26 protein-coding genes and 1 tRNA gene are annotated in these 25,156 nt (G+C 38.3%); 11 read left to right on the forward strand and 16 right to left on the reverse strand.

Going from position 1 to position 25,156, the window contains the following annotated elements; all coding sequences use genetic code 11:
• Positions 1-11: 11 nt before the first annotated feature.
• A complete protein-coding gene (locus tag JXQ92_RS16630) occupies positions 12-146 on the forward strand; it encodes a T9SS type A sorting domain-containing protein (protein WP_421987770.1) in 135 nt (44 codons plus the stop codon).
• Between the two features lie 225 nt (positions 147-371).
• Here the strand turns inward: JXQ92_RS16630 and JXQ92_RS16635 are convergent, their stop codons facing one another.
• From JXQ92_RS16635 to JXQ92_RS16650, 4 genes are all read right to left on the reverse strand, one after another.
• The gene (locus tag JXQ92_RS16635) at positions 372-968 is read right to left on the reverse strand and encodes a hypothetical protein (protein ID WP_421987771.1); all 597 of its coding nucleotides are present in this window, start codon (positions 966-968) and stop codon (positions 372-374) included.
• Positions 952-2,097 carry a BF3164 family lipoprotein gene (locus JXQ92_RS16640; protein ID WP_421987772.1) on the reverse strand — a complete coding sequence of 382 codons (1,146 nt, stop codon included), beginning with the start codon at positions 2,095-2,097 and terminating at the stop codon, positions 952-954. The genes JXQ92_RS16635 and JXQ92_RS16640 overlap by 17 nt, the downstream gene beginning before the upstream one ends.
• A 5-nt stretch (positions 2,098-2,102) precedes the next feature.
• Positions 2,103-2,594 (reverse strand): hypothetical protein, encoded by a 492-nt coding sequence (locus tag JXQ92_RS16645; protein ID WP_421987773.1) that lies wholly within the window; start codon positions 2,592-2,594, stop codon positions 2,103-2,105.
• Positions 2,595-2,795: 201 nt separating this feature from the next.
• Positions 2,796-3,038: a hypothetical protein gene (locus JXQ92_RS16650; protein WP_421987774.1), complete on the reverse strand. Its 243-nt coding sequence runs from the start codon at positions 3,036-3,038 to the stop codon at positions 2,796-2,798.
• A 627-nt stretch (positions 3,039-3,665) separates the two neighbouring features.
• Here JXQ92_RS16650 and JXQ92_RS16655 point away from each other — a divergent pair.
• Positions 3,666-4,145 (forward strand): JAB domain-containing protein, encoded by a 480-nt coding sequence (locus tag JXQ92_RS16655; RefSeq protein WP_421987775.1) that lies wholly within the window; start codon positions 3,666-3,668, stop codon positions 4,143-4,145.
• A gap of 550 nt (positions 4,146-4,695) precedes the next feature.
• Positions 4,696-6,804, forward strand: coding sequence for a tetratricopeptide repeat protein (locus JXQ92_RS16660; protein ID WP_421987776.1), 2,109 nt, complete (start codon positions 4,696-4,698; stop codon positions 6,802-6,804).
• Positions 6,805-7,298: 494 nt separating this feature from the next.
• Here JXQ92_RS16660 and JXQ92_RS16665 read toward each other — a convergent pair.
• Positions 7,299-7,372, reverse strand: a tRNA-Ile gene (locus JXQ92_RS16665).
• 74 nt (positions 7,373-7,446) lie between these two features.
• Between JXQ92_RS16665 and JXQ92_RS16670 the strand changes: the two genes are divergently transcribed.
• From JXQ92_RS16670 to JXQ92_RS16680, 3 genes are read left to right on the forward strand one after another with little or no spacing between them, the layout of a single operon-like run.
• Positions 7,447-8,073, forward strand: coding sequence for an HAD family hydrolase (locus JXQ92_RS16670; RefSeq protein ID WP_421987777.1), 627 nt, complete (start codon positions 7,447-7,449; stop codon positions 8,071-8,073).
• A 4-nt stretch (positions 8,074-8,077) separates the two neighbouring features.
• Complete coding sequence (gene mtnA / locus JXQ92_RS16675) at positions 8,078-9,178, forward strand: S-methyl-5-thioribose-1-phosphate isomerase (RefSeq protein WP_421987778.1); 1,101 nt, start codon at positions 8,078-8,080, stop codon at positions 9,176-9,178.
• Positions 9,171-9,767: a class II aldolase/adducin family protein gene (locus tag JXQ92_RS16680; RefSeq protein ID WP_421987779.1), complete on the forward strand. Its 597-nt coding sequence runs from the start codon at positions 9,171-9,173 to the stop codon at positions 9,765-9,767. Before mtnA ends, JXQ92_RS16680 begins: the two co-directional genes overlap by 8 nt.
• A gap of 1 nt (position 9,768) precedes the next feature.
• Here JXQ92_RS16680 and JXQ92_RS16685 read toward each other — a convergent pair whose 3' ends face one another.
• The 5 genes from JXQ92_RS16685 to JXQ92_RS16705 all read right to left on the reverse strand — a co-directional run bounded on the left by JXQ92_RS16685 (position 9,769) and on the right by JXQ92_RS16705 (position 14,216).
• Complete coding sequence (locus JXQ92_RS16685) at positions 9,769-10,065, reverse strand: rhodanese-like domain-containing protein (RefSeq protein ID WP_421987780.1); 297 nt, start codon at positions 10,063-10,065, stop codon at positions 9,769-9,771.
• A gap of 1 nt (position 10,066) precedes the next feature.
• Positions 10,067-11,938 (reverse strand): T9SS type A sorting domain-containing protein, encoded by a 1,872-nt coding sequence (locus JXQ92_RS16690; RefSeq protein ID WP_421987781.1) that lies wholly within the window; start codon positions 11,936-11,938, stop codon positions 10,067-10,069.
• Position 11,939: 1 nt separating this feature from the next.
• On the reverse strand, positions 11,940-12,731 hold the full coding sequence (locus JXQ92_RS16695; protein WP_421987782.1) for a PASTA domain-containing protein: 792 nt from the start codon (positions 12,729-12,731) through the stop codon (positions 11,940-11,942).
• Positions 12,732-12,880: 149 nt separating this feature from the next.
• The gene (locus JXQ92_RS16700; RefSeq protein WP_421987783.1) at positions 12,881-13,117 is read right to left on the reverse strand and encodes a NifU family protein; all 237 of its coding nucleotides are present in this window, start codon (positions 13,115-13,117) and stop codon (positions 12,881-12,883) included.
• Between the two features lie 4 nt (positions 13,118-13,121).
• Complete coding sequence (locus tag JXQ92_RS16705; RefSeq protein ID WP_421987784.1) at positions 13,122-14,216, reverse strand: Mrp/NBP35 family ATP-binding protein; 1,095 nt, start codon at positions 14,214-14,216, stop codon at positions 13,122-13,124.
• Positions 14,217-14,329: 113 nt separating this feature from the next.
• On the opposite strand from JXQ92_RS16705, the gene dnaG reads away from it, so the two are divergent.
• From dnaG to surE, 5 genes are all read left to right on the forward strand, one after another.
• Positions 14,330-16,255: a DNA primase gene (gene dnaG, locus JXQ92_RS16710; protein WP_421987785.1), complete on the forward strand. Its 1,926-nt coding sequence runs from the start codon at positions 14,330-14,332 to the stop codon at positions 16,253-16,255.
• Between the two features lie 49 nt (positions 16,256-16,304).
• Entirely contained in the window at positions 16,305-17,447 is a 1,143-nt protein-coding gene (ribB, locus tag JXQ92_RS16715) for a 3,4-dihydroxy-2-butanone-4-phosphate synthase (RefSeq protein WP_421987786.1), read from the forward strand.
• Positions 17,448-17,562: 115 nt separating this feature from the next.
• On the forward strand, positions 17,563-18,249 hold the full coding sequence (locus tag JXQ92_RS16720; RefSeq protein WP_421987787.1) for a hypothetical protein: 687 nt from the start codon (positions 17,563-17,565) through the stop codon (positions 18,247-18,249).
• A gap of 113 nt (positions 18,250-18,362) precedes the next feature.
• Positions 18,363-19,022: a hypothetical protein gene (locus JXQ92_RS16725; RefSeq protein ID WP_421987788.1), complete on the forward strand. Its 660-nt coding sequence runs from the start codon at positions 18,363-18,365 to the stop codon at positions 19,020-19,022.
• A gap of 88 nt (positions 19,023-19,110) precedes the next feature.
• Positions 19,111-19,887, forward strand: coding sequence for a 5'/3'-nucleotidase SurE (gene surE / locus JXQ92_RS16730; RefSeq protein WP_421987789.1), 777 nt, complete (start codon positions 19,111-19,113; stop codon positions 19,885-19,887).
• Positions 19,888-19,904: 17 nt separating this feature from the next.
• Here surE and JXQ92_RS16735 read toward each other — a convergent pair whose 3' ends face one another.
• The 6 genes from JXQ92_RS16735 to folE all read right to left on the reverse strand — a co-directional run bounded on the left by JXQ92_RS16735 (position 19,905) and on the right by folE (position 25,063).
• On the reverse strand, positions 19,905-21,116 hold the full coding sequence (locus tag JXQ92_RS16735; RefSeq protein ID WP_421987790.1) for a hypothetical protein: 1,212 nt from the start codon (positions 21,114-21,116) through the stop codon (positions 19,905-19,907).
• Between the two features lie 72 nt (positions 21,117-21,188).
• The gene (locus JXQ92_RS16740) at positions 21,189-22,103 is read right to left on the reverse strand and encodes a polysaccharide deacetylase family protein (RefSeq protein WP_421987791.1); all 915 of its coding nucleotides are present in this window, start codon (positions 22,101-22,103) and stop codon (positions 21,189-21,191) included.
• Between the two features lie 9 nt (positions 22,104-22,112).
• Positions 22,113-22,352, reverse strand: coding sequence for a membrane protein insertion efficiency factor YidD (gene yidD / locus JXQ92_RS16745; protein ID WP_421987792.1), 240 nt, complete (start codon positions 22,350-22,352; stop codon positions 22,113-22,115).
• On the reverse strand, positions 22,349-22,867 hold the full coding sequence (gene dcd, locus JXQ92_RS16750; RefSeq protein WP_421987793.1) for a dCTP deaminase: 519 nt from the start codon (positions 22,865-22,867) through the stop codon (positions 22,349-22,351). Before dcd ends, yidD begins: the two co-directional genes overlap by 4 nt.
• Before the next feature lie 4 nt (positions 22,868-22,871).
• On the reverse strand, positions 22,872-24,383 hold the full coding sequence (cysS, locus tag JXQ92_RS16755) for a cysteine--tRNA ligase (RefSeq protein ID WP_421987794.1): 1,512 nt from the start codon (positions 24,381-24,383) through the stop codon (positions 22,872-22,874).
• Entirely contained in the window at positions 24,380-25,063 is a 684-nt protein-coding gene (gene folE, locus JXQ92_RS16760) for a GTP cyclohydrolase I FolE (protein WP_421987795.1), read from the reverse strand. Before folE ends, cysS begins: the two co-directional genes overlap by 4 nt.
• Positions 25,064-25,156: the final 93 nt, after the last annotated feature.

The raw sequence follows: 25,156 nt of genomic DNA on the forward strand, positions 1-25,156 counted from the left end.
TTACTGGCCGTATGGTGTTCTTCAATAGTGAATCAGGCAATAAGGTTATAGAAATAGACCTATCAAACAGAGGTAGTGGTATTTACTTAGTAGCAGTAGATACAGGCCAAGGGGTATTAAAGAAGAAAGTGATGATTAAGAGATAAGTGATATTCTTTATCAACACATTTTTTTCAATTATTCCAGAAGCATTACCGCCAAATGATCCAAGAAAAAATATTGGATGAAATAAATGCTCAGATAACCAAGCCGAAAATAAAAAGTAAAGAAATGAATGAAAAGATTCAGATGTTATCTTGGCTTTAGACTGAGTTGTTGTGCATCCGGAGATAAAAAAATATAGATCAATAGAACGGAATTTCCGTGCTAATTCAGGATGAAACCACAGTTGAGTTAACAACTGATTTTAAATAGGCCAGAAACAATTCCATTAAATCATATTCTGGCACGAATAGGTTTGACACTCTTCCATCCATAGCGATGTAAAAAATATAAGGCTGAGAAGTTAAATCAAGTTCTAGGTTAATTCTCTTATCTTTTTGTACTGACAGAAATTTCAAATCAAAATCTTGTCTTAATAGGTCTAGATTAGTGTAACTACTAGAAACTACTACATCAAATGGAAGGTCGTTATTTGTTAATAATTCATTAATATGAATTAGGCTTTGATGTACACAATCATTACAATTATTTTCGTGAATTCTTAAGACAAGAAGGGGCTTCTTCTTGATTAAAAGCAGCGAATCAAAATCATGAATCTTTTTATTGGCATCAGTAAAGCGTAATTCTGAATTCGAAATGAATTTGTCATTCTTTTCTTTTGCAAAGAGGTGGTTGTTGTTTATTGTTACTATTCCTTGTTGAAGTTCATTAATGTATTTGCCATTAGAGTTCAAGCGAATAATTAAAATAGCATTTAGTGACACTAATAAGATAATCGCAACTAAGGGTTTATTGATTTTTTTCATCTAGTAAATTTGGGAGATCGTAAGATATAATGACTTCTTCTTCTTCTTCAGGCATGCCATCAATGGCATATAGTTTCCAAGACTTCTCATCGATAAAAAAGGAAGGTAATGTCCATTTATCGAGATGTGCTTTATATATAGGGTTTCCCTTCCAATCAAAAACATGAAGCTGCAGGTTGGGATATTCAGAGTTGTTGCCGTCTATAAAATCTCTAGCTTGTTGCGTTGTCGTACCGGCATACAAACAGTAAAAATAGTTTTCTGTACCGTATGCGCCAATGTAATAGTGTTTTGTGTCTGGTGGAATAAGGGAATGGTCATCTCTAAGATCTACTTCTTTAAGTTTACTTTTGTCATTGGACATAACGGTTAACACTTCATGACTCCTGAAATCCATTATGTCTATTCTATCATAGTATAACATGGCTGAGGCAAGTTGTTGGGTGTTGTTGTTAAATGCCGACCTGGATGAGTAAAGATATCCTACCTTTTCTTGAGGTACTTCCAAATCTTGTTTTGGGAAATTGGGTGTCCATTTAATGTCTTTGCCACTAAATTGGAAGAAGCGCCCTGCATTGGGATCACCGGATAGGCCAATGATATCTCCTTCAATAGTACCAACAAATTCGTCATCTGAAATTGAGAAAACATCCTTGTAGGCTAGAGCGAGTTCAGGGGGTAATGTGTGCGTGAGTTCGGGTTCTGTATTGATATCTCCGATCATTTTTTCCAAGCTAATCTTTTTAAGTTTGTAGCTTCTTATGTCTGAAAACCATAAATTAGTTTCATTTTTACTCAGAATGTATTGACCGTGAAACTTCGGTCGTTGCATTTCAGCAGGACCATCTCCTCTTCGTCCATATTTTCCTTTGAGAGACCAATTGGAGATTTCATAAAAACGAATAGAATAATCTAGGTTTTTATCAATAAGAACGACAATATCATTGACTAGATGGATTGATGAAGGTGTTAAAGCTTCTGAAATCCTGACTTTGGAGTGCTTCAAACTCTCATTCTTGGGGAATATCTCATAAATTGTATTGTCACTAGATTGACTGATATCGCACCCTTGAAGTAACTGTCCGATGATTAGGATAAGTAACATTTTATAAGCCGATTTTTTAATCATATCAGTTAAAAGTTTTTGTAAAGTTTCCTGAGCAAAGGGTCTTTTGTCGGATCTCCGATAAGGAGTATTTCATCTGACTGATTCAATAAAAAAACATCGAGGTTATATAATTCAAGATTGTTCTTATAGATGAATTCTTCGGAAGGATAATGAATATGATTCAAATCCTTAAACGACTTCATTGATTCGTTAAAATTGGTTTGAAAGTATTCATTTGGTGGTCCGTATGTCAAGAATATAATATCCTTATTATTAAAAATACTATGATTAACAGATTCGGACCATCTTTTCGCGGTTAAAACACAACTGGCACATTGGGTGTTCAAGAGTACCAGAACTTTAAAATTGTATTCCTGTATCGAATTTAGTTCTTCAATGTCAATTTTACTACCAATCATGCCGCTGAATGATTTTTGATATTCACTCAATAAAAAATCATTTCTATCGGAACAGGCACAGAAAATGATTACTAAGAAGGTAAATTTGAATTTATTCATTAGGATTAGAAAGTCTATATTCCTAGCTGAGTCTAATGTTGTCAATGTGAACTATCTGAAAAAGAGGCGTATAGTAGTATGATTTTATATATCTGTTAAAGAAAAAAATAGCCTGAAATATTTAAGGAAATCAAGCTATTTTATCTTTTTGTAAGACTGTCTTAATGAATCCAGATCGAACCTGGAGTCATCAAAAAAATCCTATTCAGGAATAGGGGTACATTTACGTTTATCAGTAGGAGCATATGCCTCAATTCTTGTACAGCCATCGCATTTAATAAAGCTTTTCTCAGTAAACCCAGTCAGGTCCCAAGTATAGTAGCAATCGTCTTTCGGTAATTCGAAAGCATTGGCTTTTTGAGGAAAGATAAACATCCCATTAACTACTAAAAAAGCAATAGCAAAAACCGAAAAGAGAGCTTTTTGTATTCGAGAATTCTTCATTTTCATAAAATTTAAGAGTTAAACAATGTGTTAATTAGATAATTTAAATACATAAATCATGTAATAGTAATGTATATAATTGAAATATACAAAAATATGGACTGATAAATTTTGAAAGCAGAGATTATTTATTTAAGAGAATAAATAACTAGACCTTTGAGAAAGTCAACCTTAATTATTTTCTAGAATGACTCGTATTAATTAGAATACCCTATTAATTAATTTCTTATAGGTTACTAAATTCTATTAAGAGAGAAAAAAGAAAGGTTGAAGCGGCTTGAGGTATATTTATTTTTTTACTCTGCAGCTTAAGTAAGTGACGTTGGTATTTTCATGACCTCCAATGCTTTCAATAAAGTCTTTCCGGAATTGAAATGAAAAGGACTCTGGTATAAAGTAGGCCTATCCTAAATAATCTAAAGTGGCTTTGTGACACTTCTAAATAAAACCACAAGTTCTCCTTTTTCCAGAAGGCAAGCGCAAAAGACTACGGCATAAAGCCAACTCACGATAATAGCCGACAGCTAAATTTATTCCGTTTCCTTTTGGCCTTTGTTCTGTTGAAAACCACTCCGTTAGGCGGTGAGTGGCGGTATAATATTTTATTCAATTAAAATCTATATCGTCATGATTAGACATTCAAAACTTTCTTCTTCACAATTAAAATTCGAAGTCTCTGAGATCCAACTGTTCTATAAAACAAGGACAAAGGCCTCTGACCGCCCTCAAATTAACTCCAGTCAAGAAGCTCATCAAATCTTAAGAAACTGCTCTGACGAGAATACCATTGAACTCAAAGAAGAATTCAAGATTCTTTTAATCAATAGAGAGAATAAGGTATTAGGTCAAATGAATATTTCCAGCGGTACAACATCAGGGGCTTTGATAGACATTAAATTCATTGTATTAGTCGCAAGCCGTACTAATGCTTCCGGTGCTATTCTTAGTCACAATCATCCCTCTGGAAATTTAAAACCAAGCCACGCAGATATTAAGCTCACACATAAGATTAAAGATGTTCTGAATCTTATTGATGTCTGTGTGCTTGATCACATCATTGTAACCTGTGATAGCTATACAAGTCTTGCTGATGAGGGAAGCATTTAAAATTAGTTTTCTTTTTTATCTTCTCAATTTGGTCATTTTTGAGAACTTGAATAGCTATTATCAATTCTCGACTTTGATCATAAGGCTTTCTCGGATTAGAATGAGAATTTCAAACCAAGATAATTGATAGATTCAATATTATATGAGAAGGTGTTCATGGTTCTCTATGGTTATTTGAACCTATTTAAAAGCGGTTTCTGTTTATTAATAGTTTCCTAATGAAAAAGCCACTCACGAAACAAATTCGTAAGTGGCTGATTATCAATGTGGGCCCACCTGGGCTCGAACCATGGACTTTCTGCCCCGAAGTTTCGGGGGATGAGTTGGGCTTTTAACTTGGAATTTGTGTAATCAAACTTACTGAGAAAGTGGTCAGCATATACTAGCCAATAAAACCCTGAATGCAAACCATAATTTCTGTGCTATTTGTTTTGCAAACGTAAAGTGTTAAACCTGACATATAACTCATAACAGCTTAACATACACTCGTAATATATTTTTTTGCTGAGGCTGAATGTGTTATGTTTAGCTAATTCGGATCAACCAAAGCATGAACAAGTTTATAGGAGAGTTAAAACGGCGTAATGTAATTAAAGCGACCATCTCTTACGTAGTTTTCGCATATGCTTTGCTCCAAATCATTGCATTACTGGTTACGATTTTGGAACTAGGCAATGGTGTTTCTAAAGTTGCCTTGATTGTCCTGATTATTGCCTTACCCTTTTGGATTGTCTTCGCCTATATCTACGAATGGACACCCACGGGATTTAAAAAAACCGATAATATCTCCGAAGACAATAGTATCCATGAGGTGACCAGTAAAAAGTTAAACCATTATATCATTGGTGGACTCGTATTGTTGATTTTATTGTTGGTAGTCGATCGAGTTTATGATTTTACGGGTGACATGATCAAAACCTCAGCTAAAACTCAAGTCATTGCCGTCTTGCCATTTTCTGATGAAAGTGAATCAGAGGAAGATGATTTTTTCAGTACCGGTATCTACAAGGAGATCGTTTCGCGATTGTCAAATGTCAAGGATTTCCGCATCATTGCCCGTTCGGCTATGCAGACTTACAAAGGCTACGAGGGAGACCTCAGCACAATTGGTAAAAGATTTGATGCTAATTATATCCTGCAAGCCTCGGTAAGGCGAAATCAAGACAAAGTACGACTCACGGCTTCTCTGGTGAATGCCAAGAATAACCAAACCGAATGGTCAAATATATATGACGGTGAGTTGGCCGATGTCTTCGACCTACAAACCGATATGGCGACTAAAATTGCGCAACAACTTCAGGCCAATCTAAGCCAGGAAGAGAAAGACGAGTTAAACGCGAAACCAACAGATAATCTAAAGGCCTATGAAGATTACCTACTCGGTAGACATGTGGTTACACGACCCAATGCAGGTTTTGAAGAGTACAATGAAGGTGTACGAATTCTTGAGCGAGCAGTAGCGGCCGACCCAAAATTCGCATCAGCTTGGAATTTGATTGTTGAAATTCAAAGCGTACGCTATGACTTACTTAAGAACGATCCCAACAATAAAGAAGCTGCCGAAGAAGCCAAAAAAGCAACCTACGATGCTTTTGAAAAAGCGAATGCTTTAGCCCCAAATGATCCGGCCGTACTGGCATCCAAAGCTTTTATCCTAAAGAATATTGAACAAGACCCCTTAGGGGCCCTATCCGCATTTGAGAAAACAATAGAGCAAAACCCAAGTGATTACAACTCTTTAAAAGAAGCCGCTTTCCTCTATACTATGTTTGATCAACCCTTAAAATCTAAAGCTGCTTTAGAAAAGGCCTTTGCGCTGACACAGGACAATGGATACATCAGCTTCCAGCTCACCTTTGCCTATGAGATTATGGGCGATTACGATAAGATGGTACCTGTTTTAGAAAAGCTTGCTAAGTATTATCCTGAAGAAAAGCATTATGCTGTAGAAGCTAAATACTATCAGTTCCTAAGCGATGGCAAGATCTCTTCTTTCAATGACTTTAAAGCTACTATTGAGAATACCACTACAGAGTTTCCTTGGGACGAAAGGGCCGTGAAAAACAAAGCCATGGTGGTGGCCATGTTCGATAATAAGTTTGAAGATTATCACAATAAGTGGCATGGTCATATGGCAGCGCATACCGTAGACCACAATGGCTGGGTCTGCCCACTAGTAGCCAACGATAACCTCAATGAGGCTAGATTGGTGTTGACCATGGGTAGTAAGCAAATGGGACAACAAATACTACAGCAAGTAGAAGACATTGTGCTCAGACCCATTAACCTTTATTCTGTTTGTACTTTTAATCCCGATGTATATCTACCTAAACTTGATTACTTAAGAGGCGATGAGGCCAAGGCCAAGCAAAAGCTAGATGAAGTTGCTTTAACCGTCATCCAGAATAAGAGTTTCCCAACTGGTGCAGTAGAAAGAGCCGTTTTAGTACAGGCTGCAGATATGATTGCCCCAGAAAAAGCCTATAGCCTTTACAAGCAAGTAACAGACAATACGATCTCCTTTGTGAGTTTTGAGAGTATCTGTACTGATCCATGGACTTTTCCTAACTTGATTAAAGACCCACGCTTTCAAGAAGAAATCAAAGCCGATGGCCGATTTGTAGACTTCCTGGATTCTTTTGGGCTGTTGCTAAAATAGAGTTTATTCCTAAGCCTCTTCAAAACATCTGTCAACTGAGGTTTTAGAATTAAGCTTAGGGTTGCCTTAATCGGAAAGAGGAGAATTTTCAGTTGTTTTCAACCTCTTCTTGAGGAAGTGAGAAGAATGAACAGAACAGTCCAAGGGTGAAGATAGAGTGTCGCATAAGGTTGATAGTTCGGTTTAAGTTAATCAACAATATGTTCTGGTAAAAATGAATAGGGCTCTGCGAATTCTCACAACCATCTTACTACCTCTCTGACTATTCATTTTGACGAATTAGATTGGTGAGTACTTATATTACGGAAGCCATTGTTTACTCTTGCCCATCATCATAGTTATTCAGTGTTAGTAGATATCAGAGATATAAGGTGATTTTTAAAACCCCTCTGTCTTGAACATATAGGTAGTTTTTGTTTTTTTTAAACGTGCAGAAAACGTGCAGGTCAGGCATAAAAAAAGCCAGCTACTTTCGTAACTGGCTGATTTTAATGTGGGCCCACATGGGCTCGAACCATGGACTTTCTGATTATGAGTCAGATACTCTAACCAACTGAGTTATAGGCCCTTTTCAAAAGGATTTTATCCCCTTGAAAATTGGATTGCAATGTTACATATTTGTTGTTAATTAAACAACCTGAAATGCCCCTAGATCTTTCTAAAATTAACAACATCATTTTTGATTTAGGTGGTGTGATCTTGAATATCGATCATGAAGCCCCTATTCGCGCATTTAGTCAATTAGGTATTCCCAATTTCGATGAGCTTTATTCTAAGGCAAGTCAAAGTGCCTTATTCGCTGATCTTGAAACTGGTAAGATTACACCAGCCGAATTTCGAGATAGCCTTAGGGCATATCTTCCAGTTGAGCTTAGTGACACAAAACTAAATGAGGCTTGGAATTCTATCATCTTAGATTTTCCCGAAGCGCATATCAGATTACTAGAAAAGCTAAAATCTGAAAAACGAACCTTTTTATTAAGCAATACCAATATCATTCATTTAGAAGTTATCATTAACCGTCTTCATGAGCATTTTGGTTATACTGGACTTAATGGTTTGTTAGAAAAAACATATTACTCGCACGAACTGGGTATGAGAAAACCGAATCAAGACATATTTAAGTTTGTAATGGAAGATGCCAATATTTCCGCTGAAGAAACACTTTTTATAGATGACTCCATGCAGCATATTGAAACTGCTAAGTCTTGTGGTTTACAGACGCATCACCTTAAAGATGGGGAAAGCATAATCGACCTTTTTAAATAAGGATATGAAAATAGAAGGGAATCATTATCATACAATTTGGCTCAAAGCAGATGATCCTAATGTGGTTCAAGTTATCGATCAACGCTTGTTGCCACATAAAATGGAGGTTCATAATATGACTACTCCCGAGGAAGCTGCAAGTGCTATTAAGGACATGGTAGTGCGTGGTGCACCTTTAATTGGGGTGACGGCTGCATATGGATTGTATTTAGCTTGTTTGCACGATGCCTCAGATGAATCGCTACATACAGCAGCAAGACTTTTAAAAGCTACTCGACCAACTGCTGTCAATTTAGCTTGGGCTGTAGATACAGTTATGCAAGAATTGTTAGGTTCTACCTTGAATAACAGGGTAGAAAGGGCACTAAATATGGCCCATAAGATAAAGGCTGATGATATCGAAATATGTCGAAATATAGGGGCTCATGGGTTGCAAATAATTAGAGATTTATACAAGAAGAATCAACGAACGATCAATATACTGACCCACTGTAATGCTGGCTGGTTAGCCACCGTCGATTGGGGTACCGCAACTTCACCAATTTATCAGGCGGTAGAAGAGGGGATTCCGATTCATGTTTGGGTAGATGAAACGAGACCAAGAAATCAAGGTGCTAGTCTTACAGCATATGAGCTTCTGCAACAAGGCGTTCCACATACCTTAATTGTTGATAACGCGGGCGGTCATCTTATGCAACATGGTATGGTCGATATGGTAATTGTTGGCACAGATAGAACCACGGCTCAAGGTGATGTGGCTAATAAGATTGGAACGTATCTTAAAGCGCTTGCTGCGAAGGATAATGAAGTTCCTTTTTATGTAGCATTACCATCGTCCACCATTGATTGGGATTTAAAGGATGGCGTTAAAGAGATTCCAATAGAGCAAAGAAGTGGTGAAGAGGTAACCTCTATTTGGGGGTGGACAGGAGAGAAGATCCAAAAGGTACAGTTGAGTCCCGAAGGGACGCCTGCTGCTAATTATGGTTTTGATGTAACACCAGCTAGGTTGGTCACAGGCCTAATTACTGAAAGGGGTATTTGCTCGGCAAGCACAGAAGGATTAATAGGTTTATTCCCCGAGAAAGCAGCGTCAAATGGATGATGGATATATAAAATTTGAGCTTGACTGGAAGCAAGATGATGAACCTCTTTTGGCTGGTTTAGAGGATTTGCTCTTCTGGAGAAACAAGATGTATGACTTGAATTTAATAGGGCATGATGATCAACATAATGTTGGTTTTGGAAATATTAGTCAAAGAGTGCGGAAGAATCAGTTTGTGATTTCTGGAACGCAAACTGGTCATATCGAAAAACTCAGCATTGAACATTATACCACTGTGGTCGATTATGATATTCAGAAAAATTCACTAAAGTGTTTAGGACCAGTTAAGGCTTCTTCAGAATCGCTCACCCATGCGGCTATTTATGAAGTTGACCCATCGATTAAGGCTATTATTCATATTCATCACGATACTCAGTGGAACAAATGGTTAGACAAGGTGCCAACTACGGATAAGCGTGTGCCCTATGGAACTCCAGAAATGGCTTTAGAAATTCATAGACTGTTTCGCGAAACGCCAAAGGATGAAATGAGTGTAATTGCTATGGCTGGACACCAAGGCGGATTGATCAGTTTTGGTGAATCGCATGCCGAAGCAGCAAAGCCTTTCCTAGAAGTTTTTCAAGATTGAATTAAGCCTCTCTATAGGCCATTATTCCGCCCTTCAAGTTGATGACATTATCAAAACCTTGAGAAGTTAAATATTTTAGCGCTTTTGCCGATCTAGCACCACTTCTGCAGTGAACAATTACTTCTTGATTTTTTAAGTGCTCGATTTCAGAAATACGAACAGGAATATCTCCTAATGGAATAAGTTGGGCACCGATATTATCTTCATCGAACTCCCATTCTTCTCTTACATCAATGAGGTTAATGCTTTCGCTAGCGGCCATTCTAGCCTTTAATTCTTCAACTGTTATTTCCTTCATATCAATTGTTGAGGATGATTCTCTTGGTGAAAACGGCTCCTCCTTTTACAAACTTTAGCAAATATATTCCTTTTTTGTTTTTGCTTAAGTCTATCCAAACGCCATTTACGGCAGAACGCAATGAAAAAACACTTTCCTGTCCCCAGTTGTCGTAAACCTTAATTTCTTCGGCATCTCCTTCAATAAATACTTCTCCTTGGCTGGGGTTGGGGTAAATGTTAGGTGCTTCAGGTCTAGCCTCTCCGGCTGGAGAAAAGTTCTCAGCAATAGTTTTGTCAAATCTTGGGCGCATAAGAAAGCTTCCGGTTACAGATTCGTTTTGTTCCCACTCTCCACTTGTATTGAAATACATGAGATTGCCAGTATCGTTGTTTTTGTCTAAGCCTACTGCTAAAAACTCATTGGTGGCCTGCTGAAAGCCAATGTAGAAAGTGTCTTGAACGAAAATAGGTGTGTCTAATTGAAATGCTCTTAGCTCACCAATGTCACCCGGTCTGAGTACACTAAACGGGTCTTGAAAAAGGATTGATGTGGGGTCATTGTCTAGTTTATCCCAGACAATTACTTCTATTGGTTCGCCTGCCTGTTGAACAAACGGGAAGTTGATATCTACATGCGTCAGAAGGGCTCTTTCTTCGGCAAAGTAAGCATAGGCGAGTTGACCACCCCTTTGGTTAATGCCTGCTGCAAAATCCGGATCACTATCATCATATGCGAAATAATCATCTATCACGGTAGTAACTCGCACAGTGTCGTTTACGCGGTAGTCTATTTGCTGATTGAAAGTAGTATCTATTCCGGGGTTAAGGTCTTCTATGAAAAAATTATCGCCCGATCGAATAAAGTAAGTGGTTTCTAATAAAAGGGAATCCGCACTGGAATTAAGTAATGATTGATCAAGAATAGGAGCATCAATAATTCTTCTTTCAAAGGGGCCTGTAAGTGGATTTACAACTGTTTCATCGTTTAAAGTGGCGACAAGCACATCTTCGGTCAATTCTCGAACCACCGTATTGTATTGTATGGGTTGAAAGAAGGAATTAAAGTTATATACTTCGCTATTGGTTTCTTCTAAATAACGATTGGGGTTGGAAAAGAACTGTTCTGTCGGCATGGCTGTATATGGCCCAATCAGAAATGAAGGTTTTTTTGTTAAGGCTCTATCTACATACGCTATGTCATTCGGGTGTCTGCTACTATTTAAGTAGATATAATCAACTAACCAAGTGTCGAAGGCACCTGCTAGGCGAGAGTAGGACTGAAATCGGAATTGGAAGGCTTCATCGAAAAAGCTTTCGGGCACTTGTACTAATGCTTGGGTAAATTCTGCCGACTCGTTATCTGTTCCACCGATCTGAGACCACATATTGACCCATTCTCCTAGCGGATTTTTAAACTGAACGACAAGGGAATCTTCGCTATCGGGTAATTCTCCATTTCCATTGAGCTGCCAAAAAAAACTTAGGTATACTGAATCTGCTTGATCAGGATTAAGTACCGACAAATCGATCAATTGAGAGGTCAAACTGTCTGTAGCCCCATTGATGAGACTATTGGCATTATAAGGACTTCCGTTAGTATCTACACCATCGAAAACGGCCACGTTTAAGCTCGGTGGATTAATGCCTATCCCATTGCTGACTCTTACGTTTTCGGAGTTGAGCCACTTATCAGTAGAGGGAATTTGAAAACTAGTCGAAAAATCATCCCATATTGGAAGTACTAAAGTGTTTAAGGTTTGATTGCTTTCATTCACTGAGAAGGTAATCGCGGCCTGGTCTTTGATTTTATTCGGTAAAGGTCGTTCAACAATTTGAGCCCTGAGATGGCTTGTTGTTAGGATTAAGATTAATATGAAGACCTTTTTGATCAATTTAGTTATCTCCTTTATCTTCTTCCTCCGTAGGTGGTTCTTCCATACTGATCCAAACCTCAACTAACTGATTCTTTCTTACCACTTCACCCATAGGAGGTAGCTGCTTATAAACTACAGGGTCTGGAACGGTGTCATTAGGAATATAGTTTATTTCGAAATTAGAGAAGCCAAATCCATCCATCTGGAACTTTAATTCTTCTAGCGTTTTGCTTAGAAAGTCAGGAATAGGGAAAGTCTCAATGCCCACACCATTCCCGATAATCAAGTCTATGGTTGAACCTTTATAAATCAGGTTGCCTGGCTCAATTTCTTCGCCTTCAAGTTGCTGTTTGATGACCGCATTTTCTCTTAAATCCGGAACGTAAGTAATTTCTCCTCTTTTTAGTCCATTACTAATCAGGATATCTTCAGCATTTAACAAGTCCGTATTGATCAGGTTTGGCATTCTTATCTGAGGAGGCACATTCGCGTTGAGTGTTAGGTAAATTTTTCTATTCTCTTTGACTTTTGAACCACCTTTTGGGTTTTGGCTTAGAATTGTCTCTGGATCGAATCGTTCGGAATAACCAGAATCTACTACAACTTCGTACCTAAGGTCGCGATTTGTTAAAAGTTCATCAATGTTATCGAATGATGTGCCAATTAAATCGGGCACCGTAATAGTTTCGTTGTGATTTGTAGTGGCAGGCAGGTAGATGTAAAAAAAGAACAGTAGTAGCACTGTGAAAATACCTGCCATAATACCTATGTTCTTTAGGAAACGAAAAATGGTAAAAGGCTTGTTGCTCATCTTCAGTAAATGTAACGGTTGCAAATGCTTTTCATTTTATGCAACGCGATAAGATATTTAGCAAAGATAGTTAATCGAATAGATAGATAAATACATTGACGGATTAGTCAATAAAAAAAGAAAGGGTTAATGAGGTTTATGCTTAAAAACTATACTTCAGCCACGTTTACCGCTTCAACTCCAGTAATTTCAGGAATATCTCTTTTAAGTGCCTCTTCTACACCAGCTTTCATGGTCATGGGCGACATTGGGCATGTACCGCAAGCTCCTTCTAGCTCTAAACGTACTACCAAGTCATCGGTAATTTCTAATACCTTCACATTACCTCCGTCTGCAATTAGGAAAGGTCTAATCTTATCTAGTGCTGCTTCTACTTTGTCCAACATAATCTTAAACTTTTAACTCAACCTTCTTCGTTTGCGCTTTTTCAGCATTTCTAATAGCAATTCGCTGAGCAGTTGCTTCCGCTACACCCATAAAAGCATCAGAAGTGGGGCCTTCCTGCATTATGGCAGGGTAGCCAATATCACCACCTTCACGTATTCCTTGTACTAAGGGAATTTCACCTAAGAAAGGTACACTGTGTTTTTCAGCTAGTTTTTTGCCACCGTCTTTACCAAAGATATGATACTTATTATCAGGTAGTTCCTCAGGTGTAAAGTACGCCATATTTTCTACCACGCCAAGAATAGGAACATTGATCTGCTCTTGCATAAACATATTCAATCCTTTTTGCGCATCAGCCAAAGCTACCTTTTGAGGAGTGGTTACTAAAACTACACCTGTTACCGGCACAGTTTGTACTAAAGTCAAGTGAATATCACTAGTGCCCGGGGGTAAGTCTATAAATAAGTAATCAAGTTCACCCCATTCAGTATCTGCTATAAATTGTTTTAGGGCACTACTGGCCATTGGGCCTCTCCAAACCACAGCATTTTCAGCAGGAGTTAAAAAGCCAATGGATATTAATTTGATTCCGTATTGTTCTATTGGTACAATTAGGTTTTTCTCGCCTTCTTTTCTAATGCTTGGCTGTTCATGCTCACAATTAAACATGGTAGGCATAGAAGGGCCGAATATATCAGCATCTATAATTCCAACTTTCGCACCCTGACGTGCCAAGGCAACGGCTAAATTGGCAGTTACAGTAGATTTACCGACTCCTCCTTTTCCAGAGGCTACAGCTATAATATTTTTAACACCAGGGAGTAAAGGTGTATTATCTCTTGTAGTGGTAACATGAGAGCTCATCAAGATATCAACTTCAACATCGCTTCCAATGTGTTCGTCAATCGCTTTTAAACAATCATTTTTTATGACTTCTTTCAGTGGACATGCCGGTGTGGTCAGCATGACGGTGAAAGACAATTTATTGCCTTCAATTTCAATGTCCTGAATCATATTTAAAGTCACTAAGTCCTTTTTTATGTCTGGATCATCTACATGCCTTAAAGCATTTAAAACACTGGTTTTGGTCAACTCCATCTCTAATTCAATTTCTGATGCAAATAAAGTGCATTCGATTTACTTTTCATTAACAGTCTAGTAAGATTATAGTTCAAGAAAAGTGATTCCAATCGCTATATTTGAAATTCTAAATGGCCATAAACGACGCTACCATACAAGACATTAAGAATCGCATCGATATTGTTGATGTGATTGGTGATTTTGTCAGCTTAAAAAAAGTTGGAGGTAACTATCGAGCGCTAAGTCCATTTACCAATGAGAAAACGCCTTCTTTTTATGTTTCGCCGTCCAAAGAGATATTCAAGTGTTTCTCCACAGGTAAAGGCGGAGATGCAATTGCCTTTATTATGGAGGTGGAGGGCATCAATTATATAGAAGCCTTAAAATACCTTGCTCAAAAATACGGTATTGAGATTCAGGAGGAAGAATTAACGGATGAACAGATTGAAGCGCAAAATGAACGGGATAGTCTATTCATTGTTTTAAACTTTGCCAACGAGTACTTCAAAGATATTCTTCACAACCACGACGAAGGGAAGTCTATCGGTCTGAGCTACTTCAAAGAGCGAGGATTCACGGAGTCGACTATCCAAAAATTTGATCTTGGATACACACTCGATGCATGGGATGGTCTTCTGAAAGCAGCAACGGCTAAAGGGCATACTGAGGCCATGCTAGAAAAGGCAGGTTTAGTTTTAAGGCCTGAAGAGCATAAGATTTACGATCGGTTTAGGGGTAGAGTGGTTTTTCCTATTCATAATGTAGCGGGTAAAGTGATTGCCTTTGGCGCGCGTACGCTTCGAAAGGACAAGAAGCAGCCTAAATACATTAACTCTCCGGAAACGGAAGTTTACCACAAGAGTAATATACTTTATGGTCTCTTCCAGGCCAGACAGGCCATCCGTAATGCAGATTCTTGCTATTTAGTGGAAGGCTATACTGATGTAATCTCCATGCATCAGTCAGGTATTGAAAATGTGGTATCGTCAAGCGGAACTTCTTTGACCAAGGAGCAGATTCAGCTTGTAAATCGCTACACAAAAAACATTACGGTTCTCTATGATGGAGATAGTGCTGGTATAAAGGCGTCTTTCAGAGGAATTGACATGATTCTGGAGCATGACTTGGATGTAAAGGCCGTTGTTTTTCCAGAGGGTGAAGATCCAGATAGCTATTCACGTAGTATGAGTTCAGAGGTCTTTCAAAAGTATCTCGAAGACAACGCTCAAGACTTTATCACCTTCAAAACCAATATTCTTACTGATGGTGGTCAACAGGTAGATCCAGTAAAAAAAGTTCAGATTATTAGAGAAGTGATTGAAAGCATTTCTTTGATTCCTGATGGTATCAAGCGTTCCGTTTACATCCAGAGCTGTGCCAACCAGTTGGATATAGAAGAGCAAGTGCTGATCAGTGAGCTGAATAAGATTCTAATTCAGAAGCAACGGAAAGATCGTCAGACCAGAGATCGGAATGAAGCGCAGATTCAAGTACAAGAACCGCATCCTAATGTTGAACCCAAAAAGCAAGAGCTAAAACATACATCTTATCACGTAGAAAGAGAGTGCTTAAGGTTGCTAGTGAATTATGGAAACGAGCCATATGACGACGATATGTCGGTGGCCGAGTTTATTCTTCAAGAGACAGAATCCATTTCTTTTGAAGACCAATTGATAGAAAAGACTTTCAACTTTGCTGCGGATATCGTGACAAAAGGAGAGAAGCTGGCACCAGATAAGTTTATAGGTCCAGATGATCCAACGATGAGTAAGATGGTGATCGACCTCTTGGAAATGAAATATTTCGTGAGTGAAGGTTGGGAAAAGAGGCATCGAATCGGGATTGTCCATGAGTCTGAAGACTTGCCCGAAGCAGCTTACAAAATGGTGCTCCGCCTAAAAAAGAAGAAATTAGAGAAGCTGATAAGTCAAACCGACGAATCACTTAAAAAACCCACCAGTGAACAAGAGCAAGAGGAATTGATCAAAATGTATATGCATTTAAAAACCCTGCTAATGGAGGTAGATTCAGAGTTAGGAACGGTAATTCCGCGCTAGTTTTGAGACACTCATTTACTTGTTACCTTTGCAACGCAAAATCCCAGATATGTCCGAAAATATTCAGTTAGATTCAATAGAAGATGCTATCGAAGCCATTAAAAATGGTGAAGTAATTATAGTAGTAGACGACGAGAATAGAGAGAATGAAGGTGATTTCATTTGTGCTGCTGAAAAAGTGACACCTGAAATAATCAACTTCATGGCTACTCATGGTCGAGGGCTTATTTGTGCTTCTATCATGGAAGATCGATGTAATGATCTTGGTCTAGAATTAATGGTGAGAAACAATTCTGCTGCTTACGAAACACCTTTTACAGTTTCGGTAGATTTAATTGGTCATGGTTGTACTACAGGTATTTCAGCTTCCGATAGATCAAAAACGATTCAGGCCTTGATCGATCCGGCTACACGTCCAGAAGAGTTGGGCAAACCAGGTCATATTTTCCCCTTGAGAGCAAAAAGAGGTGGTGTTTTAAGAAGAACAGGTCATACTGAAGCTGCTGTAGATTTTGCGAGACTTGCGGGCCTAAAAACGGGTGGAGTACTCGTAGAGATTATGAATGAGGATGGAACGATGGCTAGGCTTCCGGACTTAAAATTGGTAGCCGAGCGCTTTAACTTGAAACTTGTTTCTATAGAAGATCTGATCTCTTATAGACTAGAGCATGAGAGTTTAGTTGAAAAGAATCTAGGAATAGATTTGCCGACAGATTATGGTGATTTTCATTTACAATCATACAAGCAGATCAATACGGGCGAAGTTCACTTAGCAGTTGTAAAAGGAACATGGGAACCTGGCGAGCCGATATTAGTACGCGTTCACTCTTCGAGTACATTAGGTGATATTTTCGGTTTTAAATTCGATGCTGGCAACCCTATAAAGTATGCCATGCAAATGATTGAAGAAGAAGGCAAAGGAGTGGTTCTATACATGAATCAAAATGCACGAGGTCAACGTCTTTTACACGAAATGAAAACCCTAGAACAGGTTGGGGTTACTGATCAGCCTTTGAATAGAAAGTTTGGTGTTAAGATGGATGAAAAGGATTATGGCGTTGGGGCACAAATCTTAAGAGATTTAGGGGTTTCGAAATTGAAGCTAATCTCTAACAATCCACAAAAACGTGTTGGTATAATTGGCTACGGTTTAGAGATAACTGAATACGTACCACTCAAAAGAGATAAATAGCACTTCTTCCCAGAAATTGGCTTTAAATTAATTTTATTGTAACTATTTGACTAGTAATCGTTTGATTGAGTGAACCTTCTTGTTCATTATTAGTTCTAACTTAAAATCAAACGGCATGAAAAGGTTAGCTATTGTTCTCTTCTTCACAGCCTCGTTTCTGGAGGTAAATGCACAACTTTCGACGGATGTAGTAGAACAAATGTTGGAACGATCTATTCCCAAAGGTTCTCAGAAATTATACGGACACCCGAGTCAACTCTGGCATGAGGGTGAAATAGTCTTGAATGATGGAAAAGCAATCAATGGGAAGATTAAATATGACTTGGCAGCCGATGCTGTTCACTTCGATTTGGATGGTGCTATTAGAACATTTGTAGCCAACCAAATCAAGCAGTTTGTTTTTTTTCAAGAAAGTATCAAGGGCAAAAGATATTTTGTAACAATTCCTTTTGCCGAAAGGGGAAACTACAAGCGCCCTAAACTATTCGAGATTTTCTATTCAAATGGCACAAGTTTGTTGGCTAGAGAAGAAGAAATACTTTCGAATTGGACAATTAAGGATCCTCAAAGTGTTGATGGGTTATCTCGTATTAGACGTGCAGGTAGAAATTATGGTTATGACTACTTTTTGGCTGGTCAAGATGGTGAGCTAAGAAAAGTGGGGAATGGCGTAAAAGGAGTAGTCAGATCTTTCCACGGTCACCATAAGAAGTTGAGGACTTTTATAAAAAGCAAAAAGCTTAATGTGAAAGAAACCTGGGGTATGGTAAGTTTAGTAGAGTATTATAATACTCTAGATTAACGTCACCACTCAAGTACCACCAATACAGAGGAATTTGGTCGTTCTCCCTACTTTTTAAGTATTATTGATGCTATCTTTAAAACAATCCAGAGAGATATCGTTAGATAATTACCATGAGGATATTAATTGCCAGTTTACTGTTGATGACATGCCTTTATTCAAGTCATGCGCAAAGAAACCAGTTTCAGTTTCCTAGTGAAATTTGGCATGAAGGGAGTGTTACTCTGGTCGATGGAAATAGGTTAAATGGCAACATAAAGTACGATTTAGCAGCAGACTTAATTCAAGTAATTGTTGATCAGAAGACATTGACCTATAGTGCTAGTCAGATTAGGCAATTCGATATATTTCAGGCAGACATTGAATTGAAAAGGGTGTTTTTTTCTATTCCATTTGTCACAGAAACTGGATACAGAAGGCCAAAACTTTTCGAGGTGTTGCTAGATGCTAGAACGAGTTTAGTCGCGCGTGAATTCATCGCATTGTCAACAAGGACAATAGACAATCCTTATTATCGGTGGGGCACAAGGAGATTCAGTCCAATTGGAGGAAGGAGTGTTCAGGTTCGATATTTAGACTACAAATTCTACATCGTTGATAGTAGTAATGGTAGGATGGATTTGTTAGGTTCTTCCAAAAAGGATGTTATCAATGCATTCAATAAGAATCAAAACGAGATTCGTAAGTATATAAAGTCCAAAAAACTAAAAGTGGACCAAGTGGAGGATATAATTGAAATTGTCCGCTACTATAATCAGCTACAGGGATCTTAATTTAGTAGCATTTTTCTTTTAAATTTTCTTCAACAGTTCTAGTAGTGAACATTATTGTTTCGATCTTAGGGAACTCAATATAAGCACTATGTCAAAGCCCCTAATTCTTGTTTCAAATGATGATGGTATTACTTCTAATGGTATTCGAGTTCTTGTAGAAGTAATGGCCGAGCTCGGTGAAGTGGTTGTAGTGGCACCAGATAGCCCACAATCAGGAATGGGGCATGCCATTACTATTGGCGAACCTTTGAGGCTTTATAAAACAAGGTTGTTCGACGATCTTGGCGTCACTTCTTACAAATGTTCCGGAACGCCAGCTGATTGTGTTAAGCTAGCAAAGCACCATGTATTAAAAGACCGTACACCAGATTTGGTTGTTAGTGGTGTTAATCATGGTAGTAACCTAGCGGTAAGTGTACTGTATTCAGGCACCATGTCGGCGGCCATTGAAGGGGCTATCGAAGGTTTTCCGGCCATTGGATTTTCTTTATCAGATTTTGCTCAAGATGCTGACTTTTCGCATACAAAGGAATACATCAAACATGTATCTCAACAGGTCTTAAAGAATGGTCTAGGGAAGGGGATTGCTTTGAATGTGAATTTTCCACCCAAACAAAATGAAAAAATCAAAGGAATTAAGATCTGTAGACAAGCCAATGCGCATTGGGAAGAGGAGTTTGATCAACGCAAAGACCCCTACGGCCGACCGTATTTCTGGTTGGCAGGCAATTTTGTCAATAATGACAAAGGTGAAGATTCAGACGTGTGGGCAGTAGACCACAATTATGTGGCTGTTGTACCTTGTCAATACGATTTGACAGCACATCATACCATTGCCCGTATTAACGAAGAGTGGGATTTCTAATAAGTTTCTAGAGGAATTTAATAGCTAAGTAGAAGAGAGAACCCCGTTTGATTAAATGGTGAGAATTTGTCTTCATTTCCTAAAAATTGATCATTGGCAAAGATGACGTCAAAGGATAAACCAATTTTAAACTTTCCATTGATACTTTTCGATATCCCGAATCTTCCCCAGGCATGAGAAGAGCTATTTTTGAAGTCAAAAAAGCCCTCTTCTTGACTAATGGTTGGGGTTCCATTATTAATTCTTCGCTCTCTTGTCAACGAACTTGAAGGACTTGAGATCTGATTGAATAGCATTCCTGCTTGAACAAACACTGAAAGTGGACCATCAACTAGTAAACCTTTGAATGATACAGGAATTCCTATTGCTGTAAAATCACTTTTAATCTCATATTCGTCAACCACTAGATTGGTTCGGAAAGGGTTTTCTGAGTTATCAAAAATTGTATTACCAGTAAGACTTATTTGCTGATAATTAAGACCTACCTGAAGTGATATTTTTTCCGATAGATTTGGAAATCTTACATTGACAAACCCTCCAAGGATAGTATTGTTCGATTTGTGGTTCGTGTCTATTGGTCTGTCCACACCATTTGCACTAGATACATTTAATTCGCCATTTCGAACCCCTAAATGAATGCCAAAATCAAATAATATAGTCTTTAATCCGTTGTTTTGATAGGTGCTAGTAGATCCGTTTTTACAGCTATTGTACCTTGTGACTAAGCTCAGGACGTTCTTGGTGTTAAAATTTAAGTCCTTTAAATCTTGAGGCTTAATATCACAAGAAGATAACATTCCATAGACAACACTTTTCCATTTCTTCCCTTCTGAAATGTAAGTTTCGCCATCTTTTACAACAGTTTTAGTTTTGGAAACCAAAGGGTAAGTTTCTCCAATTTCATTTTGGATTAGAAGCGTTTTTCTTTTTCTAAATAAGCTAACATTTCCAATCGCAATAACTTCGACAAACTCATTTTCTACGGCTTGAGATGAGTAAGATTTAATGCCGTATATCCCATAGCCTAAAATTTCGCTTGGTGAATATTCTTTTCGCTCTCCATTTTGTAAAAAGTAGACTTTCTGGAATTGTATATCGCTTGTTTGGTATTTGATGTTCCCTTTTAAGGTATCTGCATTTTTAGTAATGACGAAACCATCGAGCCAGTCTTGCGCATGAACTGTGTGAGAAATAATAATTACGGAAAATAGTATTAGAATGCGTTTCATATCGAAGTGTGTGTAGTAAGTGCGGATGGAAGTTATGTTATTCGGTTAAAAGAGATGCCTCCGTACAAATAATTATTTGAGAATGCCTGGAAGTTCAACTTCGTTTTTCATTAGGTCTTGCCTTCCTTTTGTCATCGCCCAGCGGTATAGCCAAGAAATCCCCCATTTACCAAACTTTGTTATTGGTTCCTGGTATGCTTTGTCTGCCAAAGCTTCCGTTTGAGAAATAAAGCTGTAGCCGTTCTTTTCAAACATTTCATACAATTCGTCACTATAATCGGCATTTAATAAGCTGGCATGCATCAGATAGATTTGTGCTATGTCTCTTTTGAAAAGTCCTTCAGACATTTTCTCATAGAACTTGAGTTTCTTTTCCGTGTGATCAATATAGGCTTCTCCGATTTTCTTCATCAGGCCTTCATCTTTCTTTTTGTATGCTTTGGCATATGCCTGTGCAAAAAGGTAATCATCACTATCAAGTGTAACTGGTGCCGCCAGATAGTTTTTTTCCTTTAAAAAAGCTTCTAGTTCTTCAGATTTCTCCTTTGTTTCGCCAGATCTCAGAAAAGGGTGCCTGAAGTACTTAACACTACTATTGTATTTTAATGCCAAAGGTTTAATCACCTTTTCACCTTTTAAGAAGTCTTCAGAGAAGGTAGCGAATGAATTGGCATGGTAGTCCATATGCGAAAAAGTATGATTACCCAATTCATAGCCACTTGCAAGCCATTTTTCTAGTAGCGAAACGCTAAAGTCATTCAGTTCACCTTTAGTATATAGCTTGTTCTCATTAACATAGCCAATAGCAGGGATATTGTGCTTTTGAAAATTATTAATCAGTTTTTCAGTGACCTCTAGCAGGGCTTCTTTGGAATCCATGCCATAGCTAACGACTGGTAAATCATCAATAGTGATACAAACCCTCTTTTGGGCGTTCAAATTAGAGCAGAACAACAAAAGAAAGAGTGTTAATAGTATATTGCGCATTTGAAAACGTTATTCTGGCTGATCTTTTTTTGGTACTGGATCGTATCCATGGCCTCCCCAGGGGTGGCATTTGCTGAATCTTTTGATTCCTAACCATATGCCTTTTAGAGGCCCCCATTCTTGTATAGCTTCTACAGTGTATGCGGAACAAGTGGGATTAAAGCGACAGTTTGCCCCAAGTAAAGGTGAAATGGCGTATTGGTATACGCGAATGGGAAAAATGAATATGGTCTTTAAGACCTGTTTCATTTAAAGTCTTTATAAAGCATGCTGGCTTGAATGCCTTCGTTGTTTTGATACTTTCCATTTTTGTAGGTATCAAAATCGCCTTCAATGGTATGGTAAAATATCTGGCATATATCAACGCCAGCGTAAATTCTAATCGGCTGCACACAGAAAATTTCTAACGTCCAGAAGCCATTAAAACCTACATCACCAAAACCTGCGGTTACGTGAATGAATAAGCCTAATCTACCGATGGAGGACCTTCCTTCGAGCATAGGTACAAACTTTGAAGTTTCAGTCTTTTCGACAGTTCTTCCTAGGTATAATTTACCAGTTTCAAGTAAGAGGCCTTCCTCTGGAATGGTTAAAGGTTCTACCGGGTTAGGCGTCTTCATATCCAACACCGGATTCGAATAAACCATGAGCTCATGATGAAGCTTTAAATTGTAGCTATTCGGATTAAGTTGTGATTCGTTGTAAGGCTCAATATTGATGCCTTTACCCATTTCACGCTTAATTTCTTTTCCAGATAGGATCATATAATTAATCTATTGTGAAGGACATTTCTCCTCCTTTTTCATCTTTAATTTGAACGCCAACGGCTTTTAAATCATCCCGAATTTTATCTGAAAGGGCATAATTCTTTGTGAACTTAGCTTGCTTTCTTAATTCAATTAGAACATCAATAACTCCTTTCAGTACTTGACCATCTTGTGCGTCGTCATTTTCGTTTTTAAGCCCTAATACTTCCGAAATTATTGCTTGAAAGAGTGCTATGGCCGCATCGAACGTAGTTTTATCAATTTGGGCTAGTTCTTTAGGGTTCTGGTAAAATGTGTTGATTTTAGAACTTACATCGAACAAGGATGCAATTGCTTTGGCAGTATTGAAGTCATCGCTCAAGTCGATCAGCGCTTTCTCCACACTTTCTTTTAAAGCGTCACTTTTTGCCTTGTCAATAGTTCCTGTTCCGGGTGCTGCAAGCTTTTCAATTAAGCTAACACTGGCCATCAATCTTTTATATCCCTTTTCAGCGGCCTGAAGCGCTTCGTTCGAAAAGTCTAAAGTGCTGGCATAATGACTCATCAGCATAAAGAAACGTACTGTCATAGCACTATACCCTCTTTCTAATAGCTTATGATTGCCCGTCAGAAGTTCTTCAGGGGTAAAGCCATTGCCTTCGCTTTTGGCCATTTTACGGCCATTAACGGTCAACATGTTACCATGAATCCAATATTTCGCACCGCCATGGTTATTACAGCCTTTGTTTTGAGCAATTTCGGCCTCATGATGTGGGAATTTTAAATCCATTCCACCACCGTGAATATCAAAGTCTTGCCCGAGGTATTTCGTGCTCATGGCAGAACATTCTAAATGCCAACCTGGGAATCCTTCTCCCCAAGGGGAAGGCCATTTCATTAAATGACCGCCCTCGGCTTTTTTCCAAAGGGCAAAGTCTAATGAATTTCTTTTTTGTTCTTGACCGGCAAGCTCACGCGTATTAGAAATCATTTCTTCTACGTTTCTCCCGGAAAGTTCACCATAGGGGTGATCTTGATTATATTTTTTAACATCGAAATATACTGAGCCATCCACTTCATAGCCATAACCATTGGCGATGATTTGTTCGATGAAAGTGATTTGCTCAACAATATGTCCTGTGGCAGTTGGTTCAATTGAAGGAGGGAGAATATTGAAAAGCTGCATGACATCATGAAAGCCATTGGTATATTTCTGTACAACTTCCATCGGCTCTAACTGATCTAGCCTAGCCTTTTTCGCGATTTTATCTTCACCTTCATCGGCATCACCTACTAGGTGACCAACGTCAGTAATGTTTCTTACATATCTTACTTTATAGCCTAAAAAGCTTAGGTATCTAAATACTATATCAAAGGATAGGAATGTTCTTACATTTCCTAAGTGCACATCGCTATAAACAGTTGGCCCACATACATACATGCCCACTTTACCTTCTGAAAGAGGGGTAAAAAGCTCTTTTTGTTTAGAAAGTGTATTCTGAACCTTTAGGGGGTACTGCTTATACAGACTCATTTGAGTTTATTGTTGAAATAGGCTATGAATTCATTTCTTGTTTGCTCTTCTCTGAATTTGCCACTGTACTCTACAGTAACTGTGGAAGAAGATTGATCGGATGCTCCTCGAGAACTCACACACATATGCTCAGCATCGATGTAAACCGCTACATCTTCGGTATCAAGAACATTTTTTAGCTCGTTCAATATTTGAAGGGCTAGTCTTTCTTGCACTTGAGGTCTTCTTGAGAAGTAATCTACAATTCTATTGATCTTAGAAAGTCCAATCACTTTATCAGTAGGAATATAGGCCACGTGAGCTTTTCCGACTATGGGTAAGAAGTGATGTTCGCAATTTGAGTAGAGCGTAATGTCTTTTTCAACAAGCATTTCAGAGTACTGATACTTGTTTTCGAAAGTCGACATGGAGGGTTTGTTTTTTTCGTTTAACCCTTTGAATAGATCGTTAACATAAAGTTTTGCCACACGTTTTGGGGTTCCTTTTAAACTGTCATCAGTAAGGTCTAAGCCCAAGGTGTGCATGATCTTTTCAAAATGACCTTGAATTTGTTTAATCTTCTCGTCATCAGAAATATCGAAAGCATCAGGACGCAGTGGCGTAGCGATTGAAGTCATAATGTGGGCATCGCCCATTTCTTGAATTGACTCTTCCGATGTTTTATGGTTTTTGTTACACATTTATGCGGTATTGTTTTGTATTGTTCTTCTACTCTTAGGAGGTAGAAAAGTTTGGCAAAGGTACTATTAATTGATGTACCATAAAATCACAAT

Origin of the sequence: Roseivirga sp. (assembly GCF_049099775.1) — a bacterium.
GTDB lineage: Bacteria > Bacteroidota > Bacteroidia > Cytophagales > Cyclobacteriaceae > Roseivirga.

Bases quoted from the DNA above. Each gene is read 5' to 3' on its own strand.
- JXQ92_RS16630 (WP_421987770.1), top strand. From the start codon at position 12: ATGGTGTTCTTCAATAGTGAATCAGGCAATAAGGTTATAGAAATAGAC.
- JXQ92_RS16635 (WP_421987771.1), bottom strand. From the start codon at position 968: ATGAAAAAAATCAATAAACCCTTAGTTGCGATTATCTTATTAGTGTCA.
- JXQ92_RS16640 (WP_421987772.1), bottom strand. From the start codon at position 2,097: ATGATTAAAAAATCGGCTTATAAAATGTTACTTATCCTAATCATCGGA.
- JXQ92_RS16645 (WP_421987773.1), bottom strand. From the start codon at position 2,594: ATGAATAAATTCAAATTTACCTTCTTAGTAATCATTTTCTGTGCCTGT.
- JXQ92_RS16650 (WP_421987774.1), bottom strand. From the start codon at position 3,038: ATGAAGAATTCTCGAATACAAAAAGCTCTCTTTTCGGTTTTTGCTATT.
- JXQ92_RS16655 (WP_421987775.1), top strand. From the start codon at position 3,666: ATGATTAGACATTCAAAACTTTCTTCTTCACAATTAAAATTCGAAGTC.
- JXQ92_RS16660 (WP_421987776.1), top strand. From the start codon at position 4,696: ATGAACAAGTTTATAGGAGAGTTAAAACGGCGTAATGTAATTAAAGCG.
- JXQ92_RS16670 (WP_421987777.1), top strand. From the start codon at position 7,447: ATGCCCCTAGATCTTTCTAAAATTAACAACATCATTTTTGATTTAGGT.
- mtnA (WP_421987778.1), top strand. From the start codon at position 8,078: ATGAAAATAGAAGGGAATCATTATCATACAATTTGGCTCAAAGCAGAT.
- JXQ92_RS16680 (WP_421987779.1), top strand. From the start codon at position 9,171: ATGGATGATGGATATATAAAATTTGAGCTTGACTGGAAGCAAGATGAT.
- JXQ92_RS16685 (WP_421987780.1), bottom strand. From the start codon at position 10,065: ATGAAGGAAATAACAGTTGAAGAATTAAAGGCTAGAATGGCCGCTAGC.
- JXQ92_RS16695 (WP_421987782.1), bottom strand. From the start codon at position 12,731: ATGAGCAACAAGCCTTTTACCATTTTTCGTTTCCTAAAGAACATAGGT.
- JXQ92_RS16700 (WP_421987783.1), bottom strand. From the start codon at position 13,117: ATGTTGGACAAAGTAGAAGCAGCACTAGATAAGATTAGACCTTTCCTA.
- JXQ92_RS16705 (WP_421987784.1), bottom strand. From the start codon at position 14,216: ATGGAGTTGACCAAAACCAGTGTTTTAAATGCTTTAAGGCATGTAGAT.
- dnaG (WP_421987785.1), top strand. From the start codon at position 14,330: ATGGCCATAAACGACGCTACCATACAAGACATTAAGAATCGCATCGAT.
- ribB (WP_421987786.1), top strand. From the start codon at position 16,305: ATGTCCGAAAATATTCAGTTAGATTCAATAGAAGATGCTATCGAAGCC.
- JXQ92_RS16720 (WP_421987787.1), top strand. From the start codon at position 17,563: ATGAAAAGGTTAGCTATTGTTCTCTTCTTCACAGCCTCGTTTCTGGAG.
- JXQ92_RS16725 (WP_421987788.1), top strand. From the start codon at position 18,363: ATGAGGATATTAATTGCCAGTTTACTGTTGATGACATGCCTTTATTCA.
- surE (WP_421987789.1), top strand. From the start codon at position 19,111: ATGTCAAAGCCCCTAATTCTTGTTTCAAATGATGATGGTATTACTTCT.
- JXQ92_RS16735 (WP_421987790.1), bottom strand. From the start codon at position 21,116: ATGAAACGCATTCTAATACTATTTTCCGTAATTATTATTTCTCACACA.
- JXQ92_RS16740 (WP_421987791.1), bottom strand. From the start codon at position 22,103: ATGCGCAATATACTATTAACACTCTTTCTTTTGTTGTTCTGCTCTAAT.
- yidD (WP_421987792.1), bottom strand. From the start codon at position 22,352: ATGAAACAGGTCTTAAAGACCATATTCATTTTTCCCATTCGCGTATAC.
- dcd (WP_421987793.1), bottom strand. From the start codon at position 22,867: ATGATCCTATCTGGAAAAGAAATTAAGCGTGAAATGGGTAAAGGCATC.
- cysS (WP_421987794.1), bottom strand. From the start codon at position 24,383: ATGAGTCTGTATAAGCAGTACCCCCTAAAGGTTCAGAATACACTTTCT.
- folE (WP_421987795.1), bottom strand. From the start codon at position 25,063: ATGTGTAACAAAAACCATAAAACATCGGAAGAGTCAATTCAAGAAATG.